This window comes from Candidatus Poriferisocius sp., from assembly GCF_965219815.1.
Classification (GTDB): domain Bacteria; phylum Actinomycetota; class Acidimicrobiia; order Acidimicrobiales; family Bin134; genus Poriferisocius.
Genome location: NZ_OZ244791.1, coordinates 747023 through 768990, shown reverse-complemented (window position 1 = coordinate 768990; position 21968 = coordinate 747023). Strand labels below are relative to the sequence as shown.

The 21968-nt window shown below is 65.5% G+C and carries 15 protein-coding genes; 12 read left to right on the top strand and 3 right to left on the bottom strand.

Going from position 1 to position 21968, the window contains the following annotated elements:
* Nucleotides 1–131: 131 nt before the first annotated feature.
* The 7 genes from ACOQPI_RS03780 (at nt 132) to ACOQPI_RS03750 (ending at nt 12084) form a co-directional block, all read left to right on the top strand.
* Nucleotides 132–4397 (top strand): Calx-beta domain-containing protein, encoded by a 4266-nt coding sequence (locus ACOQPI_RS03780; RefSeq protein WP_420618369.1) that lies wholly within the window; start codon nt 132–134, stop codon nt 4395–4397.
* A 253-nt stretch (nt 4398–4650) separates the two neighbouring features.
* Nucleotides 4651–8916 (top strand): Calx-beta domain-containing protein, encoded by a 4266-nt coding sequence (locus ACOQPI_RS03775; protein WP_420618368.1) that lies wholly within the window; start codon nt 4651–4653, stop codon nt 8914–8916.
* Between the two features lie 164 nt (nt 8917–9080).
* The gene (locus ACOQPI_RS03770) at nt 9081–9299 is read left to right on the top strand and encodes a hypothetical protein (RefSeq protein WP_420618367.1); all 219 of its coding nucleotides are present in this window, start codon (nt 9081–9083) and stop codon (nt 9297–9299) included.
* Nucleotides 9287–9700 (top strand): PIN domain-containing protein, encoded by a 414-nt coding sequence (locus tag ACOQPI_RS03765; RefSeq protein WP_420618366.1) that lies wholly within the window; start codon nt 9287–9289, stop codon nt 9698–9700. The genes ACOQPI_RS03770 and ACOQPI_RS03765 overlap by 13 nt, the downstream gene beginning before the upstream one ends.
* A gap of 118 nt (nt 9701–9818) precedes the next feature.
* The gene (locus ACOQPI_RS03760; RefSeq protein ID WP_420618365.1) at nt 9819–10061 is read left to right on the top strand and encodes a hypothetical protein; all 243 of its coding nucleotides are present in this window, start codon (nt 9819–9821) and stop codon (nt 10059–10061) included.
* The gene (locus tag ACOQPI_RS03755) at nt 10058–10474 is read left to right on the top strand and encodes a type II toxin-antitoxin system VapC family toxin (protein ID WP_420618364.1); all 417 of its coding nucleotides are present in this window, start codon (nt 10058–10060) and stop codon (nt 10472–10474) included. Before ACOQPI_RS03760 ends, ACOQPI_RS03755 begins: the two co-directional genes overlap by 4 nt.
* 74 nt (nt 10475–10548) lie before the next feature.
* Nucleotides 10549–12084, top strand: a complete 1536-nt coding sequence (locus tag ACOQPI_RS03750) for a hypothetical protein (RefSeq protein ID WP_420618363.1) — start codon at nt 10549–10551, stop codon at nt 12082–12084.
* A gap of 39 nt (nt 12085–12123) precedes the next feature.
* Here ACOQPI_RS03750 and ACOQPI_RS03745 read toward each other — a convergent pair whose 3' ends face one another.
* Entirely contained in the window at nt 12124–13647 is a 1524-nt protein-coding gene (locus tag ACOQPI_RS03745; protein WP_420618362.1) for a Fic family protein, read from the bottom strand.
* 408 nt (nt 13648–14055) lie between these two features.
* Between ACOQPI_RS03745 and ACOQPI_RS03740 the strand changes: the two genes are divergently transcribed.
* Nucleotides 14056–14244 carry a hypothetical protein gene (locus ACOQPI_RS03740; protein ID WP_420618361.1) on the top strand — a complete coding sequence of 63 codons (189 nt, stop codon included), beginning with the start codon at nt 14056–14058 and terminating at the stop codon, nt 14242–14244.
* Entirely contained in the window at nt 14241–14609 is a 369-nt protein-coding gene (locus tag ACOQPI_RS03735; protein ID WP_420618360.1) for a DUF5615 family PIN-like protein, read from the top strand. Before ACOQPI_RS03740 ends, ACOQPI_RS03735 begins: the two co-directional genes overlap by 4 nt.
* On the opposite strand, the gene msrA is transcribed toward ACOQPI_RS03735, so the two are convergent.
* Entirely contained in the window at nt 14610–15263 is a 654-nt protein-coding gene (msrA, locus tag ACOQPI_RS03730; RefSeq protein ID WP_420618359.1) for a peptide-methionine (S)-S-oxide reductase MsrA, read from the bottom strand. It abuts the gene before it with no gap.
* A gap of 227 nt (nt 15264–15490) precedes the next feature.
* Between msrA and ACOQPI_RS03725 the strand changes: the two genes are divergently transcribed.
* The 3 genes from ACOQPI_RS03725 to ACOQPI_RS03715 all read left to right on the top strand — a co-directional run bounded on the left by ACOQPI_RS03725 (nt 15491) and on the right by ACOQPI_RS03715 (nt 20524).
* Nucleotides 15491–18061, top strand: a complete 2571-nt coding sequence (locus tag ACOQPI_RS03725; RefSeq protein ID WP_420618358.1) for a PPC domain-containing protein — start codon at nt 15491–15493, stop codon at nt 18059–18061.
* Between the two features lie 86 nt (nt 18062–18147).
* Nucleotides 18148–20184 carry an elongation factor G gene (fusA, locus tag ACOQPI_RS03720; RefSeq protein ID WP_420618357.1) on the top strand — a complete coding sequence of 679 codons (2037 nt, stop codon included), beginning with the start codon at nt 18148–18150 and terminating at the stop codon, nt 20182–20184.
* A 28-nt stretch (nt 20185–20212) separates the two neighbouring features.
* Nucleotides 20213–20524, top strand: a complete 312-nt coding sequence (locus tag ACOQPI_RS03715; RefSeq protein ID WP_420618356.1) for a hypothetical protein — start codon at nt 20213–20215, stop codon at nt 20522–20524.
* Nucleotides 20525–20530: 6 nt separating this feature from the next.
* Here the strand turns inward: ACOQPI_RS03715 and ACOQPI_RS03710 are convergent, their stop codons facing one another.
* Nucleotides 20531–21952: an MFS transporter gene (locus ACOQPI_RS03710; protein WP_420618355.1), complete on the bottom strand. Its 1422-nt coding sequence runs from the start codon at nt 21950–21952 to the stop codon at nt 20531–20533.
* Between the last annotated feature and the right edge of the window lie 16 nt (nt 21953–21968).

The window sequence follows — 21968 nt, the reverse complement described above, 5'->3', positions numbered from 1 at the left end:
CGAACCCGGGGTGATTCATTGTTTTGTTTGCGCGTGTTGGGGTTGGTATTTTTTGGGCCATGGCATCAAAGCTTTCTGGGCATAACTCGTCGAACACCCCCCCCCCCCCCAGGGGCTCTGGGATTGCTTCGATGATGGGGTTGATTCGGCGGGTGCCGCTGCTTGGGTGTGGGGTTGCGCTGGCGGTGCTGGCCTCGGTGCTGGTGCTCGCAGGCCCGCCGACGCCTGAGGCAGGCGCCCAGTCGACCATCACGGTCCAGTTCGACCAGAGTGTCTACAACGCACGCGAAGGCGACTCGGTACACGCCAAGCTGACCTTCAACCAGACGACTTCGTCGTCAGCGACCTTCACCATCAACACCACTGCGGGCACGGCCACCGCCGGGGCCGATTTCACCGCGGGTCCCCATTCCTGCACTGTTCCCTCGGGTCGGAACTCCCACATCTGCAACATCCCCGTAGCGTCCGACAGTCAGATCGAGGACTACGAACATTTCACCATCACTCTCGGCGGGTTGCCCAACGGGTTCGTGTCCGGGAGCACCAGCACGGCCACTGTGCAGATCGTGAATGTCAGCGTGGTGCCTGACAACTGGGCTCTCAAGCCCAGCGGCGTCGGCCCCGGCGAGCAGTTCCGGCTGTTGTTCAAGACCCACAACGAGCGCAACGCCACCGCCAGCACCATCTCCACCTACGACACCTTCGTGCGCAACCGGGTCAGCGGCGCGAGCACCGGCCACGCCGACATCCGCCAGTACTCGTCGACGTTCCGGGTGGTGGGCTCCACGCCGACGGTTGACGCGGCGTGGCACACCGCCACGGGCATCATGGTGAGCGGCGAGCCCAGCCACACGCCGTGGTCGACGCCGATCTACTGGCTGAACGGCCCCAAGATCGCGGATGACCACAACGACTTCTGGGACGGCACCTGGGACGACAACAGCCACGGCGCGCATCGCCGGGCCAACGGCAACGCCTCCACCAACAACCGGGGCCCCAACACCGGCACCCAGACCGGCACCACCCATGCCACCGCCGGCACCAAAAAGCCCGGCAAGGCGCTGGGAACCTCCAATGCCAACTCGCGCTGGGGCGGCGGCGACCCGAACCAGAACCCCATCGACCAGGGCGACATCCCCAAAGGCAACAACAACGTGTACATCGGCCTGTCGGGGATCTTCGAGGTGGACAGCGGTGACGCGGCCAATCCCACCATCAGCATCGCGGCCACCCAGGAGAAGGTCACCGAGGGCGACACGATCCGGTTCACCATAAGGTCTGTGCCGCCTCCGACGACGCAGAAGTCGGTCAGCGTCACGGTGGACGAGACCACCGACGGAGGCCGCAACTTCGTCCCCGCCTCCCAACGCGGTGATCGCACCGTGACCGTCCCGGCCAACACCGGCACTGTCACCTTCACGGTCCGCACGGAGAACAACGACCGCTCCGAGCGCGACGGCGGGGTGACGGTCACCGTGAACGACGGCACCAACTACGACCCCCACGACACTCAAAACACGGCCTCGACAGTGATCGAGAGCGACGAGGAGTTCAACGAGTTGTCGGCCAGCGTGAGGCTGGGCAACGGCAGCGCCGGGCCTGCCCACCCGGGTGCCAAAGTGGTGTTCAAGTTTGATACCGGCGAGGCGGCGACGCGCGAGATCGGCGGTATCCGCACACAACTGGCGTGGTCGGGCGACGTGATAAGCCCGCGCTCAGACCACCGCCCGACGACATGGGATCAGTTCTGGTATCACCCTGACACGGGCAGACCAGGCGGCTACGTCCGGACAGGGCTCGAGCGCACCATCTACCGAAACAACACCGGTTTCGACACCGATGTGTGGGTGAAGAGCCGTGCCGAGGCCGGCGGCGACGTCGGTGACGGCTGGATCGCCATGCGGTCGATTGCCAGCGGCAAGACCGCTCCGCATCCGTCTGCGGGGTGGGCCTGCATGGCGGTGGGCAGCGGCACCTGTCCGTCGGCTTGGCCGGGTGTGCCCGCTGCCACCGTCGCCCCACTGGACAGCTCGGTCGCGTCGGGTCAGGACGCCCGCTTCAGGCTCACCGTGAGCCCCGCGCCCGGCGCCGGGGAGACGAGGCGCGTGTATCTGCGGACCTGGTACCGGTACCTTCGCGGTGGCGGGCAGGATCAGAACGAGGCGTTTCGCCACGTTGATGTGGGTTCAAGCGGGACCGCGACTTTCGCGATGCCCACACGGATTAGCCGCGTGGGCCCCGGCCGCACCGTCAACGTGCAAGTCCAAGAAGACATCGCATACAACCTCGGAGGCACCACTCACGCCATGGTTGGCACCACCAGGTTCAATCCGTCTTCGCAGCCGTGCTGGTACGGCCACACCCACTACCCGGCTTCGTCGCCCTATGCGGTGAGGATCGGCCCAATCGACGTGGAGACCCTCAAGCTGCTCGCCCGACACGGCGCATTCGGCGCCAGGAACGAGAACGAGGCCGACTTCAACAGCGACGGCGTTGTCGACGCGCTTGACCTGGATCGCAACGTCCTGCCGGCCAAATATCACCATCTGCTGGATGTCACACACCACGCGGCTATGGGCATCACCGAATGTCTCACGGCCGATGAGATCGACGACCTCGGCGCAGGCACCTACCGCACGGTTTGGACCACATGCAAGGTGGACTACGGGCACACGGACCACACGCACGGCAGCTACACCGACGGCAGGGGCGGCAGCCACAGCCACCACCACAACTATTTCCCTGCTGACAAGTTCGGCGACGGCAACTGCGCCTTCGCCGGCTTCCGGAGCGACTCCCAGAGCGACTCCCAGAGCGACTCCCAGACCGATGCCGGGTTCCCCGATCCCGGGGTGCTGACGTTCTCAGAGGTGACAGCTACGGCCATGACGCTGTCGTGGCCCGAGCGAGACGTCGACCACTATCGGGTCTACTGGAGGCCAGCAGGCGACGGCGCCAACGTGCAAGAGGTCCAGGTGGACGCCGACACCCACAGCCACACACTCAGCGGCTTGGAGCCCGGCACCGTGTACGCGGTCACCGTGTACTCGCATGACCTCAACGAGGTGACCACCACCGGCTACCAGCCCACCGCAGCACAGCCGGTGCCGGTTTGTGTGCCGAGTCTGCCGTCGGATGCGGTGACGGTGTCCGAGGTGACCGGCTGGCGCAACCAGTACTCCCATGCCGAGCACCAGCAGCGCTGGGACCGGGTGCTGGCCTCTTTGGGCGAAGACACCGGCGAGACCGCGATGACAGTCGCCGACGCGCAGACGATCAAGGCGCGGTTCGACAACTCCCGCTGGGACCGCACCGTGCGCACCCTCGAAGCCCTCGGCGAATGCGACGACCCGGCACCGCCCCCGCCGCCGCCCGATCCCGAGGTGAGCGTCGCCGCGGGCGCAGACATCACAGAGGGCGGCGACGCTGTGTTCACCGTCACCGCCTCGCCGGCGCCGTCGGCTGCGCTGGCGGTCACCGTGTCGGTCTCGCAGTCCGGCGACTACGGCGCCGCCACCGGTTCGCGCCAGGTGACCATCCCCATCTCGGGCAGCGCTGTGCTGACGGTGGCCACCACCGGCGACAGCGCAGACGAGGCCGACGGGGCGGTCACCGCCACGCTCAACACCGGCACCGGCTACACGGTGTCCGCGACCGCGGGCGCAGCGACGGTCGCGGTCGCCGATGACGACGACCCGGCACCGCCGCCGCCTGATCCCGAGGTGAGCGTCACCGCGGGCGCGAGTATCACAGAGGGCGGCGACGCTGTGTTCACCGTCACCGCCTCGCCGGCGCCGTCGGCTGCGCTGACGGTGAACGTGTCGGTCTCCCAGTCCGGCGACTACGGCGCCGCCACCGGCTCGCGCACCGTGACCATCCCCACGTCGGGCACAGCTGTGCTGACGGTGGCCACCACCGGCGACAGCGCAGACGAGGCCGACGGGTCGGTCACCACCACCATCAACACCGGCACCGGCTACACGGTGTCCGCGACCGCGGGATCGGCGTCTGTGGCGGTGGCCGACGACGACGACCCGCCCCCGCCGCCTTCGGTGAACGCGACCCCGTCTTTTTCGATCAGCGACGCATCGGGCGCCGAGGGCGGAACCCTGACGTTCACCGTGACGCTCAGCCCCTCCAGCAACCGCTACGCGTGGGTGCACTACTACGCGCGGCCCGCATTCGGGCCCGCGGCGTCGGCGACCTTCGCGGACTTCGCCCAAACATACGGAATGCTCACCTTCGAACCCGGCGACACAACCAAAACCATCACCGTGGCACTAATCGACGACAACACACCAGAGGCAAACGAGACATTCAAACTCGTCCTATACACCCCAGCCCAAGCAAAAATCACCGACGGCGAAGCAACCGGCACCATCACCGACAACGACTAACCGCCCGCACACGCAGCTCGGCCGGATATCTCCCATGATTTGGCATTGCTCCATCCTCTCAGGGACCAGAGCTCCACCGAACCCGGGGTGATTCATTGTTTTGTTTGCGCGTGTTGGGGTTGGTATTTTTTGGGCCATGGCATCAAAGCTTTCTGGGCATAGCTCCTCCTTATAGAGCATGTCTCCACGAAAAGGGGGGAACCTCAAACACCCCCCCCCCCCCCGGTTTCGTTCGGCTGGTCGGACGGAGCGCGTGAAGCGCGCTGTGGGGCGACGCGTCGCGGCTGTCGCGGTGCTGCTCGTCGCGGTCGTGGCTGTGACGCCGGCCGAGCGGGCCGAGGCGCAGAGTGTCCCGAACATTTGGTGGGGCATAACGGGTGATCTCGCAGCGGAGCCATCAGAAGTAACAACGTTATATTTCCAAGTCAACCAGAATCTCGCCGCAGCCCTGACCGTCAGCTACACCCTTGGCGGCACGGCGACTTGCGGGACGGACTACACCATCGCCGGCGCGGACTGCGCCCAAATGACCGGGACGTTCACTATGCCGGCGGGTACGGCGAGGTTCAGCGCCAATCCTATTTTCCCAGTTACGATCCTGGGCGACGCGGTCTCCGACACCGGCGAGACCATCATTCTGAGCATCAACGACGGCACCGGCTACAACCTGGGCTCAGGAACCACAGCAACGGTGACGATCGTCGAGAGCTCCGGCCAGGCCGCGTTTCGGATCGGCGGCCAGCCCTCGGTGAACGGCACCCTGACGGGGCATCGGGTCTGCGACGACCCCGAGGGCAACGGCGCGGTCAGCTACGAGTGGCAAAAAAGAGCTACACCCGCACGCTTTGGGTTTGCCGCGATCCCCGGCGCGACTTCCCAGAGCTACACCCTGCAGCAAGCGGACTCCGGCCATTACCTCCGGCTCCGTGTCCAGTACACCGACGGAAACGGCGTTACGCTGAACGCCTACACGCCGATCGTCGGCCCGATCGGGCCGGTCGCGGCGGGGAACACGGTGGGGTTCAGCCGCGGCGACTACAACGTGCGGGAGGGCGACCCGCTGCGGCCGACGCTGACCTTCGGCTCGCCCACGGCGGCGGAGCAGACCTTCGAGATCGTGTTCCAGACTTGCGACGCCGACCCGCGCAATGACATCAGCGTGGATCACGCCGCAGCTATTCCGTTTGTGGGCAGCTATAATGTCTCCGCCACGCATTCGGTGACGGTGCCGGCGGGCGTGACCAGCCACACTTTCAGCCTGCCCGTGCCGCTGGACGGCGAGATCGAGGACTACGAGACCTTTGTCATGGGTTTCGGCGCGATTCCGACGGGGATCACCATTGGCTCCCAGCAGGACGCCACGAACCAGGGACAATACGCCGTGGTGCAGATCGTGAACGTCAGCGTGGTGCCTGACAACTGGGCTCTCAAGCCCAGCGGCGTCGGCCCCGGCGAGCAGTTCCGGCTGTTGTTCAAGACCCACAATGAGCGCAACGCCACTGCCAGCACCATCTCCACCTACGACACGTTCGTGCGCAACCGGGTCGGCGGCGCGAGCACCGGCCACGCCGACATCCGCCAGTACTCGTCGACGTTCCGGGTGGTGGGCTCCACGCCGACGGTCGACGCGGCGTCGCACACCGCCACGGGCATCATGGTGGGCGGCGAGCCCAGCCACACGCCGTGGTCGACGCCGATCTACTGGCTGAACGGCCCCAAGATCGCGGATGACCACAACGACTTCTGGGACGGCACCTGGGACGACAACAGCCCGAGCGCGCATCGCCGGGCCAACGGCAACGCCTCCACCAACAACCGGGGCCCCAACACCGGCACCCGGACCGGCACCACCCATGCCACCGCCGGCACCAAAAAGCCCAGCAGGGCGCTGGGCAACAGCAGCAACCAAACGCGCTGGGGCGGCGGCACCGCGAACCAGAACCCCATCGACCAGGGCGACATCCCCCAGAGCATGAACAACGTCTACATCGGCCTGTCGGGCATCTTCGAGGTCGGAACGCCGTCTTTGTTGGGGTGGAAGCGTCCGCCGGAGACGGCGTCGGTGAGGTTCGGCGGCCATGACCGGGTGGTGAACGTGGTGCTGCCGGTGCCGCCGGGTGTGCACGGCAACGGTGTGCTGTTCACGATCTCCGATGGCACTGCTCGGGACAACTTGAAGGGTTCGTGCGGCCCCGAGAATGACTACGACAACCACGACAACCACGGCTACGTCGAGCACTGGCACTATCGCGACCTGCGGGCTGGCGGGTCGGTGTCGATTCCGATCAGGCTGTGCTCGCCGTCGGTGGGCAAGAACTTCAAGATCCACTGGGGCGACGCCTCCCCGAACAACGTTGAGTATCCCGAGACTAGTTATGACCCGGCTGCGCCGAACTGCAAAGCGGCTGAGCAGGTGATTCCCGCACGGCCGCACAGGGCCCCTCGAGTAGAGGGCCACAACAGGCACGGCGTACCCATTGTGGATCCGGGCGAGCCTGGCCGGCCGCGGCAGGTGAACACTGTCTCGTGGACGTGTTTCACCACGGTGACGGTGCTGGCGTCCTCCGGGGGCGACGACAGCCTGGACTCGGTGTCGGCGCAGGACGACGTGGTGCCCTGCGACGCAGCAGTTGCCATCGACAGGGCGCGGGCGGCGTTCGAGTGGCATCTGAGCCACGGCTCGAATGCTGCGTTGTTCTGGCGGATCCTGAACACGCTCGGCGCCGACGATCTGCCGGCGAAGCCGTCGGGGGTGACCGACGAGACGATCTCGGCTCAGGACGTGGAGGCCTTCAGCAGCGGCAAGGGCTGGGCCGGCTGGGCGCCCATCAACGACGCGATGCAGCGCTGCACCGCCGCCGACGACCCCGACCCGGTGACACCCGACCCCGACCCGGTGACGCCTGACCCCGAGGTCAGCGTTGCCGCGGGCGCGGGTGTCACGGAGGGCGGCGACGCGGTGTTCACGGTGGCTGCTGTTCCGGCGCCGTCGGCGGCTCTGGACGTGACGGTGGCGATCACCCAGACCGGCGATTTCGGTGTGTCGCCGGGCTCGCGGACCGTCACGATCCCTGTGTCTGGCAGCGCTGTGCTCACTGTGGCGACGGCGAACGACTCGGCCGACGAGGCGGACGGGTCGGTCACCGCGACGGTCGGCGCCGGTTCCGGCTACACCGTGTCGGCCACCAGCGGGTCAGCTTCTGTCGCGGTCTCAGACGACGACGACCCGCCGCCGGTTTGTGTGCCGAGTTTGCCGTCGGATGCGGTGACCGCAGCCGAGGTGACCGGCTGGCGCAACCAGTACTCCCATGCCGAGCACCAGCAGCGCTGGGACCGGGTGCTGGCCGCTTTGGGGGTGGACACCGGCGAGACCGCGATGACAGTCGCCGACGCGCAGACGATCAAGTCGCGGTTCGACAACTCCCGCTGGGACCGCACCGTGCGCACCCTCGAAGCCCTCGAACAGTGCGACGACCCGCCGCCTCCGCCTGCGGTGACGCCTGAGGTCAGCATCACCGCCGGCAGCGGGATCACAGAGGGCGGCGACGCGACCTTCACCGTCACCGCCGACCCCGCGCCGACGGCCGCTTTGACGGTGGACGTGACCGTTTCGCAGTCGGGTGACTTCGGCGTCGCGACAGGGTCGCAGTCGGTGACAGTCCCCATGTCGGGCAGCGTGACGCTGACCGTCGCCACGACCGGCGACAGCGCCGACGAACCAAACGGGTCGGTGACAGTCACGGTTGACGTCGGCAGCGGCTACACGGTGTCCCAGTCGGCGGGCACCGCGACTGTCGCGGTGGCCGACGACGACGACCCGGCACCGCCGCCGCCGGCTGATCCCGAGATCAGCATCACCGCCGGCAGCGGGATCACAGAGGGCGGCGACGCGACATTCACCGTCACCGCCGACCCCGCACCCGCAGCGCCGTTGACAGTTGACGTGACGGTTTCGCAGTCGGGCGATTTCGGCGTTTCGCCCGGCACGCGAACGGTCACCATCCCCACGACAGGCAGCACCACCCTCACCATCGCCACGACCAACGACACCACAGACGAAACCGACGGCACCGTCACCGCCACCGTGAGTGCCGGCCAGGGCTATACCGTGTCGGCCACCAGCGGGTCGGCGTCTGTGGCGGTGGCCGACGACGACGATCCGCCCCCGACGCCGGTGAACGCGACTCCGTCTTTTTCGATCAGCGACGCTTCGGGCGCCGAGGGCGGAACCCTGACGTTCACCGTGACGCTCAGCCCCTCCAGCAACCGCTACGCGTGGGTGCACTACTACGCGCGGCCCGCATTCGGGACCGCGGCGTCGGCGACCTTCGCGGACTTCGCCCAAACATACGGAATACTCACCTTCAAACCCGGCGACACAACCAAAACCATCACCGTGGCACTAGTCGACGACAACACACCAGAGGCAAACGAGACATTCAAACTCGTCCTATACACCCCAGCCCAAGCAAAAATCGCCGACAACGAAGCAACCGGCACCATCACCGACAACGACTAAAACACCGCATATCAAAGCAACCCACGAGGGCCGCTGGCATGGCATTGACGTTCCCCCTGCCACCCGGTCACCCCCTAATCGAGGTGACCGGCCAAAGGGGAAATACTCACCGGGGCACGCTCTATCTGGAGCGAATTGTCGATATCTGCTATTAGCATCATGGTGTGGCACTCCTCACATGGTCGGTAAGCGTGGACGAAGAACTCGCGTCGCGGGTTCGGGAGCATGTGGGCGACCAAGAACTCAGCGGTTTTGTCGCCCGCGCCGTTGAGCATGAACTCGAGAGAGAGCTGCTGGATGGCTATCTCCGGGAACTGGACGACAAGTACGGCCTTGTTCCCGAGAAGCTGGTTGAGCACTACGACGCTCTGTGGCCCTCCTGATCCTTGACAGCGAGGCGTTGTCTGCTCTCGCCCGTCCCCACCAAGACGAACTGCGCCATCAACGGGTCAGAAGCGCCCTGCGCACTGCCCACATCCGCAATCACCCTGTCAGGGTTCCATCTGTGGTGCTGGTCGAGCTATATCGGGGCCGGGGTGCCGATGAACCCGTTGACCTGGTTCTCGGACGCGGATTCATCCAAGTGGTCACTACCGGTGCTCGAATCGCACGCATCGCCGGGCACCTGTTGTCAGCAGTCGGATCGGGCAGCGAGATGGCCGTCGATGCCCTGGTCGTGGCCACAGCGATTCGCTTCGGCGGCGGCATCATCCTGACCCACGATGTGGAAGATCTGCGAAGCCTCGCCTCCGATCACGCCAACGTAACGGTGGCAGGGATATGAAACCGAGCCCGATCTCCGGGTGTGTCCCGCAGCTTGGCCCACAGTTCCTGCCTGACCACTAACAGGACTCCCGGGCTAATGGCCAGTGGACAGTGTTTTGCTGTTATGATGTAGCGTCATGCGTACTCAAGTCGCGCTGGAGGCCGAGCAGCATGCGCTGGTGAAGCAGAAGGCGGCATCGCTGGGGATCACCATGGCCGAGTACATCCGGCGCTTGGTTGACCAGGATCTAGCGGGCGGGAGAACCGGTGCCGATGTCTCGGCGATCATAGGCATCGGCTGCTCGGGCGGAAGCGACATCGCAGCTGAGGGCCAAGCGGCGGTCTCCGAGGCGGTCGCCGCGCTCCGCGACGCGCGGTGACCGTTTTCGTAGACACCTCGGCCTGGTACGCCGCGGCCGACGTTGACGACGCCGGGCACGAGCGGGCGGCGCGGCGGTTACAGGAGTTCGCGGGCGGCCTGCTCACCAGCGACCACGTCCTGGTGGAGACGTGGTTCTTGGCCGCGCGGCGCCTCGGGACCGAGACCGCCGAACAGCTTGTGAACGGGATCCGCATGGGCATCGCCCGCGTCGAGCCGGCGATTGTCGCCGACCTCGAGGTGGCGGCGCGCATCGGCGAGGACTTCGCCGATCAGGTTTTTTCGCTGGTGGACCGCACGAGCTGGTCGATCATGCAGCGGCTAGGCGTACACGAGGCGATCTCGCTCGATGCCGACTTCTCGGTCTTCCGCTTCGGCCGAGACAGGAAACAGGCTTTCACCGTGTACAGCTGAAACAACCGCTCAGATGCCACCAACCGCCCCTTCGACCATCCAACACGAAGTTGGTGTGCCATAACATCGCCGCAATGAGCGGTGATCGGGTGCCGGTGCTGGTGGGCGTGGCCCAGTATGTGGGAAGGGAAACCGATCCGACGGCCGCACCTGACCCGTTGACCATGATGGCCGACGTGGCCTCCCGGGCCGCCTATGACTCTGGCGTGGGCAATTCCCTGTTTGCCCACGTTGACGCCTTCTTTCACATCCCATCGGCCTACTGGACTCCGGCGAACGGCGCCGGGCTGGTAGCCGAGAGGCTGGGCATCGACCACCGAGCCCGGATCCAGAACACCGGAGGCGGTGGGGAGATGGGCATTTTGGCCGCCAACCACCTGGCTGCGGAGATCATGGCCGGGCGCACCGAGATGGCGGTGATGACCGGCGGTCAGGCATGGAAGACGGCCGAGCGGGCTGAGGCAGCCGGGGTGGAGCTGAACTGGCCCGTCGGGGGCGGCCCCGACGGCGCCCATGCAAGATTCGCCCCCACCACCAAGCCCATGGTGTCGGAACTAGAGGAGCGCCATCGCCTCACCCGCCCCATCCAAGCCTATCCCCTGTTCGAGAACGCACTGCGGGCCGCCCAGGGAATGTCACTGGCTGAGCACGCCCAGCGGCTGGGCCAGATGATGACCGAGTTCACCGCGGTGGCCGCCGCCAACCCCTACGCCTGGTTCCCCACCAAACGAAGCGCCAAGGAGCTGCAAACCCCCACCGCGGAAAACCGAATGATCGGCTTTCCCTACACCAAGTATCTGAACTCGGTGCTCAACACCGACCAGGCCGGAGCCTACGTGATGACCTCGGCGGCCAAGGCCCGCGAGCTGGGAATCCCCGAGGATCGCTGGGTGTACTGGTGGGGCGGGCACAACGCCTCCGAGCAGGCCTGGTTCGCCAGCACCCGCCCCAACTTCGCCGAGTGCCCGTCGATGAAGGATTCCTCTCTGGGCGCGCTGGGCCAGGCCGGCGTGGGCGTGGATGACATCGCCCTGTTCGACTTCTATTCCTGCTTCCCCATTGCGGTTCGGATGGCCTGCGCCATGCTGGGCATCGACGAGCTGGACTCCCGCCCGTTCACCGTCACCGGCGGCCTGCCCTACGCCGGCGGCCCAGGGTCGGCCTACAACATGAACTCGATAGCGGCCATGGTCGAGCAACTGCGCGAAGACGACAGCTCGATCGGGATGGTCACCGGCAACGGCTTCTTTATGACCAAGCATGCCGCCGCGGTGCTCTCGGCCCGACCCAAGCAGCGCGGCTGGGACCGGCCCGACGCCCCGCCCCCATCGGCATCCATGGCCACCGCCCCCGCAATTCCCGACGAGTCAGCCGAAGGTCGGGGCCGCATCGAGGCCTACACCGTCATGCACAATCGCGACGGCCAGCCAACCATGGGCTACGTCTGCGGACGCCTCAACGAAAACGGCGGCAATGGCCGGCGCTTTTTGGCCAACCTCCCCGAAGACCCCGACCTGCTCCACGACCTGCTGGCCTCCGAAGCCGTCGGCCGTAACGGCCAAGTGCACATCGACGACACCACCGGCCGCAGCATCTTCACCCCCGCTTAATCCATTCGCTCCATGGACTGAAGCCGAATTGTCACGCACTCAGGGCAGGGTGAGTTTGATCCCGCCGATGGCGGCATCGTCGGGGTCTCTCAGGGCGTTGGTGGCCTCCAGTTGGCCCTCGGTGGCGGCTCGGTCTTCCCAGGGCATGGCCGCGGTCCACCGCCATGCGAAGCCCATCACCCTCATCAGCGCCGACACTTCTGCTCCCTCAGAGGCCGAGGTGCTTCGCAGGCTGGCGATGTACTCGTTGCGGTAGACGCTGGGAATGACGATGCGGGCCGCCTCAACGGCCGACAGCTCGGCGTTCATCATCACGCGGGCCACTCTGCCGTTCCCTTCGGCGAAGGGATGGACCTCAGTTATGACCACCATGGCGAACAGCGCCCGGCGAAAGCCAGCCGGAACAGAGCAGGCCAGCTCCAGGCTCTTGTGCAGGGTGCCCTCAACGAGATTGGGGGCGACGAACTGGTACGCCCCAAACTGGTTGGGCGCCTTCTTCCACTGTCCCGGCCCCATCTCCGGGCGACCTCCGAGGATCATCTTGTGGCGATCACAGAGATAACCCATCAGACTCTGGGGGGATTCCGATACCGCCTTGCGCCCCACGGCGTCGACTACGCATCGGTAGGTACCCAATATGTCATGGCCGTCGGCGGAGCGGGATGCCGGTGGCTGCTGGGTCTCGATGATGTGGCGGGCCTCTTCCACCGTGAACACGGTGCCTTCGATGTAATTGGAGAAGTAGCTCTCGAAGAACGGCAGTTCTGTGTCGTACTGCCCAGCCGGCAGAAATTCCGCCACATCAGGGTCGGAATGCTCCGACAACCCGCTGGCCACTCGCTTGAACATCTCAACTCGCTGCTCATCCCAGCCCTTGCCGCCGACAACGGCTTGGAACAGCGCCCCGGAGTCGGGGCGCAGCGGCTCAGAGCCTGCTAGGCGTTGGAACAAGCCGTCGATCTCGTTCACCTGGGTGGAGGCGCCGATGGCCTCAGCCATCTCAACTGCTTCCTCCCGCAGTCGGGATATGCGCCCCTCGTCCCAAACCACGGCCTTGCCTGCCAGCCAGTCTTCCAGTTCCGCTGGCGACAACGTGCGGGCAACCCGGCCTCCTCTGCTCCGGGATGAAGCCAAGTTGTCCACCAGGATGCGGGCTGGCCGGGACATGCGCAGACCGTGCGGCCATGGCAGGTCGTCGGCAATTTCGTCGTTCATGTGGCTGGGACGAATCCGGACTTCCAACCCCGGCAGCTTCAAGGGTGTCCGACGCTCCTCACTGGCCACGTACAGAACTCCGTCAACCGCCTTGCCGCCCTCGGCCGCAGAGCGGTCCACAATGACCGCTCCAGGCAGCAACCGGCCCAGGATGTACCAGCGATTCTCTGCCACAATCTGAACCGGGTCGCTGACGAGGTCGGAGGTATACAGCCGGGGGGCCAAACGGCGGATGTGACCCTCGGCCACCGCCCGCCCCAGAGTCTGCGCCGAAGCCACTCCTTCTTCGTCGTCGAAGAAGGCAGTTCGCGGCCCTGTCGGCCAATAGGAAGCAGTTACCCGTGCCACTCGGCAATCCTAACTATCAGGTATAAGCTTATTCAAGATTTTTTTCCACGATAAGCCGCTAAGCAATATTTTTTCATAAATTAGCTGAAAACTATATGAAAGCTCATAGATAACCGGAGCCAACCCCGCCAAACCGCAGTCGCGCTATCGCCTACAACGCGATACAATGTAGGTATGAGTGTGATGTCGCTTCGCTTCCCCAGTGAGTCAATCCCCGATCGGCTACGAGAACACGCTCGCAGGCGTGACTCGTCAATGTCGTCTTTGGCAACCCGTTTCATCGAAGAAGGGCTCCGCATGGATGCACACCCCGCCATCTGCTTTCGTGACGGACCCGCTGGCAGGCGTCCAGTTCTCATCGGAGGGCCAGAGGTGGCCGATGTGGTGTCAGCCCTCACAGGTGGAGACGTGCCAGTCGAACAGCGCCGAGCCAGGGTTGCGGAGATGATGTGCCTTCACGAATCCCTTGTTGACGCCGCGATGGCGTACTACGCCGATCACACCTCGGAGATTGATAACGAGATTGCCGCTCAAGAGGAGGCCGCCGAACGGCATCAGGCGCTTTGGGAGCGCCAACAGACATTGCTCGCCCAGTGAGGCTGCTGCTCGACGAGATGCACAGCCCGACAGTCGCCCGGGTCTTGCAGGAAGCCGGTCACGATGTCCATGCGGTATCAAGCGATCCACTACTGCGAGGTATGGCTGATGAGAATCTCCTCCAATTCGCAGCTGAGACAAACCGAACCATTGTCACTGAGAACGTGCGCGACTTTGCCATATTGATCTCACGGTGGGCGACCCGCGACACCCACCACCCCAATGTGATCTTCACCGATCGAAACCGATTCAACCGTCGCAGTGTCGCCTACCCCACCAATGTCATCGCCGCCCTTGCCCACTTCCTGCAACATCCACCCATCGAGGGAACCAGCTGGGTGTGGTGGCTCCAGCCACCGCCTTAGTCAGTCGGTGGCGATGCCCACGGGGCAGGTGACTCCGGTGCCGCCTAGGCCGCAGTAGCCGTTGGGGACTTTGGCCAGGTACTGCTGGTGGTAGTCCTCGGCGTAGTAGAAGGGCGGGGCGGCGATGATCTCGGTGGTGATCTCTCCGTAGCCGGCATCGGCCAGCCGGGCGCCGAACATTTCCCGAGACGCCTCGGCAGCCACCTTCTGGTCGTCGTCAAAGTAGTAGATGCCCGACCGGTACTGGGTACCCACGTCGTTGCCCTGGCGCATTCCCTGGGTGGGATCGTGGTTCTCCCAGAACAGCGCCAGCATCTGTTCGTAGCTGGTGACCTCGGGATCGAACACGGCCAGCACCACTTCATTGTGGCCGGTGAGGCCGGAGCAGACCTCCTGATAGGAGGGGTTGGGGGTGAAACCCGCGCCGTAGCCCACGGCGGTGGTGAACACACCCGGCGCCTGCCAGAACACTCGCTCTGCTCCCCAGAAGCAGCCCATTCCCACCATGATCTTCTCCATGCCATCGGGGAACGGCGGCTTCAACGGATTGCCGTTCACGAAGTGGGCCTCCGGCACCGGCATCTCCTCTTCTCGCCCCGGCAGCGCATCGGCTGGGTCCACCATCATCGACTTCTTCATCCCGAACAAGGCCATGCCCCGAAGTGTAGAGGCTGCCGCAGGCAATCCCCTCCGGTTGCCGAACCGGCCTGCATGAAGACCCAACCAGTATGAACAAGCTGCTGAGGTCGTTTGGCTGCCTTGATACTGAATAGTCTTGCCGTCGCGTCTCAAACGAAGACATTCGACTACGGCGACTGGCTGATGGGGAGTACGGGGTGAAACGAGCAAAGAGGACAAAGCGTACGGCGGCAACCGCTGGGGTGGCTGTCGCCTTGTTGGCCGGGGTGCTGGCCTTTGGCGGGGCTGGAGCGGCCTCGGCCCAAGAGCCGGCGCTGATCAGCGAAGACGAGGTGACCACCCAAGAGGAACCAAGCTGCGAGATTGTCGATTTGGGAGCGCTGGGCAATGCTCCGGGCAGCTCGCTGGAAGCGAGCGGTCGCTGGAGCACCGAGGACTGCGATTCGCGTTTCCGCCTCGACAGCGATGCCCACACCTATCGGTTCGAGATTGCCGACACGGGACGAATAAGAGTCGACTTGAACTCCTCCGAAGGCGACTCCTACCTCTACCTGCTGGACGAGGACGGCAACCGGATTACCGAGAATGATGACGGCGGCGTGGGCGCCCTCGACGCTCGCATCGAGCGCGAGCTCCAGGCGGGCGTCTATCTGATAGAGGCCACCACCACCCCGGGCCGGGTGAGGGGAGCGGCTGGCTTCACGGTGGCGGTTACCCAGGTAGCCACCTGCGCCCCGCAGGCGTTGGGCGAGTTGACGCCCGATCAAGACATCGAGGTAACGGGCTTCTGGACCCCCGAATCCTGCCAGTCGATCTTCCTTACCGGACACCCGTCCAACTACTTCGTGTTCACCCTGCCCGAGGGCGCCCGGGTGCGGGTCGACCTGACTTCGGAGATCGGCGATACGGTGCTGATTGTGGCCCCCATCGTGGCCTTGCGTTCGGTGGTACCCGGCCAGGTCGCCCACAACGACGACGCCGGCGGGACTCGCAACTCCCGGGTCGAGCAGTACTTGCCAGCCGATGTCTACGGGATAGAGGCAACCACCTACCGGACCAGAGACCTTCAGGGTCCCCGGATCGACTTCACCCTCACCCTCACCATCGTGGAAGAAGAGGCCAGCCAGCGCAGCCCCTTGTTGAAAATCGAAGAAATCGACATCCCCACCGAGGTGGTGGCCGGTGACCCGCTGACCATCAACTACCGCATCGGCAACGCGGGCGGCGACGAATTCCCCGACCAGGAAAGCCACGCCATCTTGTACGCGATCGGACCCCGGGTGTTCGACCGCATCGGCCCTGTGCTCTCGAACCTCTGGCCCGCCGGCGCCTCGTACCACACCAACGAGGCAACGGCGAGCGCAACGAGCACGACGACGGAGCAGGTAGCCCCACACTCGGTGACATTCGACAGAACCGGCCCCACCTGGGTGTTCACCGCGGTAATTGCCCGCGACGGCAACGAGGACGAACTCGGATTCCACGGCCTCTGGCACGACCTGATGGTGCTGAGCAATCCAACCTACGGCCCGGTGCTGGTGGAAGTCGACGGCCAGGTCTATTCGGTCTCAGCGGAACTCGACGAAGACGTGGAAGGTGAGGATGAAGACGGGACGGTGGTCACCACGGTGTCCTCCGTGGACGACCCCGAAGCCGAAATCGACGCCGAGACTCAGGAGAAGGCCCAGTACGCCGCCGGGGTGCGCACGCAGCTGCTCGAGGGCATCTTCCACCGGCCGGCGATTGCGAATCTGCCGGAATCCGAATCACCCGCAGAAGTCGCGGTGGACAGCCCTTCGTCGAGCGCGGTACGCAATGTGGCCGCTGCTCAATATGCGGCAGTGGTCCAAGCTTCAGGACTGCCCGAGACGCTGGCCGGCGGCGAGGCAATCAGCCCGGTAGCCGTCGAGGATCTGGTGCTCGAGCTGGCCGACGGAGCGTCAGCAACCTACGCGCATCTGGCAGATTCTTGGCACGCGCTGTTGGAGCGGATTGACAGCGGCGAAGCCTTGACCTTCGAAGAGGCATCGGCCGTCCAGGCCCAGCTCGCCTACGCCGAACACGTCACCGCGCCAATGGCGTCGGCTGGTGAGATCGTGGCATCGGCACGAGCTGCTGAGCTGGGCTGGGACGATCCTGAAGTCCAGGCGATGCTGTCTGCCCAACCGATCTGCGACACCGGCGAAAGCCCGCTCAGCGAGCCGCTGGCGCTGGCCGGTATCGAAGACGCCGAGGCCCTGGGACAACTCGACGCCGAGATGAGGGCGGCTCTTTTGGCCTACATCGTGGCCATCGACAACGTGCTCTGCGCGGTTGAGAACGTGGATGCGGCCAATTCCCGGTTCCTCGAGCGACTCGGCCTCGACCAGAGCGAGCAGCTTTTAGCATTGATCGAACCCGAGACGCTTCCCGAGCCCGAGGAAGAGCCCGAGCCTGATCCGCCGATTGCCCTGCGTGTCATGGCCCGACTAGGCGAAGACGGTCGCATCGAGCATGGCGTGGAGCTGTCCAGCGGCTTCCAGATCCTGCCCGAGCGGCGCTACCTGCCCGCTGACACGCAATTCGGCACGTGGTACTCCACTTTGGATGTGGAGTTGGACGACACGTCGATCGGCCAGATCCGCGCCCGCCGCTTGGCCGACGGGCGGGTCCAACTGGGCTTCAGCGATTTCCGCGGCCACACCTACATCCCCGACATTGCCTACCTGCCCGCCGACCTCGACGAGGGCGTGTGGTACCGCAGCAGCCTCATCGAAGTCTCCAGGCCCCCCAAGCCAGATATGGAGGACGAATCCGCCGACGAAGACGGCTAGCGACCCCAGTGGGAACCCACTCGCGATGGGCGGTAGGCTCAGCGGCCTACCGCGGTATGAACCCATAGTCCATAGGGGGGAATTTGATGGCTGTCGCACCGGAGAAGATCCGCAACGTCGCGCTGGTGGGGTCGCAGGGATCGGGAAAGACCACGCTGGCTGAGGCGCTGCTGTACCGGGCCGGGGTTATCGACCGCACGGGCCGGGTGGAGGAAGGCACCACGGTTTGCGACTTCAGCCCCGAGGAGAAGGCCGCCACCCACAGCCAATCCCTGGCTCTGGCCAGCTTCGACTGGCACGGCCACAAGATCAACCTGATCGACACGCCGGGCGCTCCCGACTACGCCGGCGAGCTGCACGCCGCTCTCCAAGTGGCCGACCTTCTGGTGTTCGTGATCGACGCCTCCAGCGGGGTGGACCACCGGGCCACCGCCATCTGGCGCCAAGCAGCCGACGCGGGCCTGCCCCGCATCGTGTTCGTGAACAAGCTCGACCGGGAACACGCCAGCTTCGAGAACGTCCTCACCGAACTGCAAGACGCCTTCGGCACCGGAGTCGCCCCGCTGGAGCTGCCCATCGGCGCGGGTCCCAGCTTCCACGGCATCGCCGACCTGCTCACCGACAAGGCCTACATCTACGACAGCGGGGCTGCCGAAGAGACCCAGATTCCCGAGGAGATGGAGGATCAGGAAGCCGAGGTCCACGAGCAGCTCTTGGAAGGCATCGTGGTGGCCGACGACGACATGTTGGAGCAGTACCTCGACGGCAATGTCCCCAGCCCGGCCGAGCTTGAGGTGGTGCTCGGGCGGGGCGTGGCCGATGGATCGGTATTCCCCGTGGTGTGCGGCTCGGCTACCGGGCCGATTGCGGTAGATCGGTTGGCCAACTTCCTGGTGGAGATCGGCCCCGCGCCCACCTCTCGGGCCATGACCGTCACCATGAGCGACATCGACTCCGAGCCGGCCTGCGATCCCAGCGGCGACCAGCTCGCCTGCGTGTTCAAAACCATCAGCGACGACTACGTGGGCCAGATATCCCTATTCAGAGTGCTGTCGGGCACCATCAACCGGGACGACAACCTCACCAACTCCACTTCTGGCGACAGCGAGAGGCTGCGGGGTTTGGTCAGCCTGGTGGGAGGCTCGCAGCAGGACATAGACGGCATCTCCGCGGGAGACATCGGTGGGGTCACCAAGCTCCAGCAGACCCGTACCGGCGACACCCTCACCAACGCAGGGCGGGCCGTCGTCCAGATGGAGCCCTGGCCCGAGCCGGTGCTGGCCTACGGGCTGGTTCCCAAGACCCGGGCCGCCGAGGACAAGCTGGGCACCGGGCTGCGTCGGCTCACCGATGAAGACCCGTCACTGCACTTGGAGCGCAGCGAGGAAACCCATCAGACCCTGCTATGGGGGTTGGGCGAAGCCCATCTCCGGCTGGCCATTGCCCGCCTGGATCGCATGGGCATCGAGGTGGAGACCGAAGACCTGCGGGTCCCCTATCGCCAAACCGTCACCGGCAACGGGGACGCTGAGGGCAAGCACAAGAAGCAGTCCGGCGGGCACGGGCAGTTCGGGGTGGCCTATGTGCGCATTGAGCCCCTGCCCCGGGGCAGCGGCTTCGAGTTCGTGGACGCCATAACCGGGGGCTCGATTCCCCGGTCGTACATTCCCGCCGTGGAGGCCGGTATCCGCGATGCCATGGCCGACGGGGGCGATCTGGGATTCCCCATCGTGGACGTGAAGGCCACGCTGTACGACGGCAAGCACCACTCGGTGGACTCATCCGAGTTCAGCTTCAACATGGCCGGCAAGCTGGCGTTCAGCGCGGCCTTCGCCCAGGCCAACCCGGTGGTGCTGGAGCCCATGGCCCAGGTGGAGATCACCGTTGCCCCGGAGTATCAGGGCGACGTGATGGGCGACCTGTCGTCCCGCCGGGGCCAAGTGCAGGGCACCGACGCGGGACCGTGGGGCGAACAGGTGATCCACGCCATCGTCCCCGAGGCGGAGCTGGTGCGCTATGCCATCGAGCTGCGCTCGCTCACCGGCGGCCGGGCCCGGTTCAAGGCTGAGCGGGTGGCCTACGAGATCCTCAGTGGCGCCCTCCCCGAAGCAGCCACTGCCTGATTCAGTGGTCTATCGGTAGACTGGACAGATGCCCGAACCGGAGGAAGCCGAGGATCTGGCAACCGGGGAACCGACCAGGAAGCGGGCCAGTAACCGGGATAGTGAAGCCGAAGATCTGGAGTTCCAGTGGTCTGATCCGCGGGACTACGAGTCGCCCGATGGGGTGATGCAAAAGGTCACCGGCTCTGCGGGCGGCTCGGCCATCGGCGCGGCCATGGTGGCCTTGGGCGAGATTCTGGAGCCGGAGAAGGTTCGGGTAGAGATCCAGCAGGAAGACGACGAGCCCGAGCCTGATATGCCCTTCACCATCGACTTCGGCGACTTGCCCCCGCTGACTTAGCAGTTTCTAGCCCTGGCGACCTGCCCTCGCTGACCTAGCAGCCCCCAACGCGGGCGACCACCGGGCCGAGAAGGCCGACGCCGAGGCGATGACCGCCGCCAATAGGAAGATGGCGAAGAACCGCTCCGAGGAGTCACTCGGGCCCAACACGGTAATCATGATGGTGATGCCGGTGGCCGCTCCGATGTGGCCGATCATCTGCAACGATCCCGTGGCCACACCCAAGTCGGCATCGTCCACAGAGTTGGCCACCCCAGCCACCGCAGGGGTCCGGATGGCCCCTTGACCTACACCGGCCACGAACAACAGCACGATCACCCCGACCAGCGAGCCGACCAAAGCGAAAGCCCCGGTTGCGGCCAATGCTGCTGACATGGTCAGCGCGCCGACGATCATGATCGTCCTCCCGCCTATCCGCGACTCCACCCGTCCGGCGTACCACGCTCCCACGCTGAACCCCACCGGCCGGGCGATGAGCGCCGCCGATATCTGGCTCACCTCGGTGATCCCAAACGACCGCTCCAACATGAAGGGGGCCACCACCAGCGTGCCCATATACGCCATGTGGCCCAAGAATGTGACCAGGTTGGGGATCACGAACCCGCGCCGGGCCAGGAACTCCAATGGAAAGAGCGGGTCGGCGGTCTGGCGCTCGACGACGGCGAACACCGCAAGGGCCACTGGACTGACCGCCAATCCAGCCACCACGAGCGGGTGGCCCCAGCCCCATTCCGGGCCTCGATTGATGGCCATGAGCAGGCCGGTCACCGCCACACCCAAGCTGACCGCTCCGCCCACATCGAAGCGCACCTCGGGCTTTCGGGCAGTGTCGGGCAGCAGTGGGATGGCGGCCAAAAGCGCGATCAGCGAGGGCACTGCTTGGATGTAGAAGATGGCCCTCCAGCCGAAGGCGTCGACCATGAACCCGCCAAACGCCACTCCAATGGCCGGGGACATGGCAGTGACCGCCGACCAATAGCCCAAGGCCAACGCCCGCTCCCGACGGGCAAACACCGTCATGATGATGGCCATGGACGCGGGCAGCGTGGCCGCCCCTATCAGCGAACCGAGAGTGCGCATCGCCACCAGCGCGCCCACGTTCCACGCTACGGCAGTCAACACCGTGAACCCGGTGGCGAAGGCGTACCCCCACAGGTACAGCCGACGGTGGCCGTACAGATCGCCGAACTTGCCTGCGATCGGGGTGCCCACCGCCATGGCGATCAACGGCGCGGTCTGCACCCAGCTCACCGCGCTCTCCGACGTCTGGAGATCGTTGGCGATCTCGGGCAGCGACGCCGACAGCACGGTGATCGGGAAACTGGTGGAGGCGATCCCGGCCATGGTGAGCCCCAGCACCGCCCAGCGGTAGTGGGGCCAATCCTGAAACCGCCGCCGCCGGTCACTCCATTGCGACTTGGTGCTCACCCCCCGATGCCGGTCG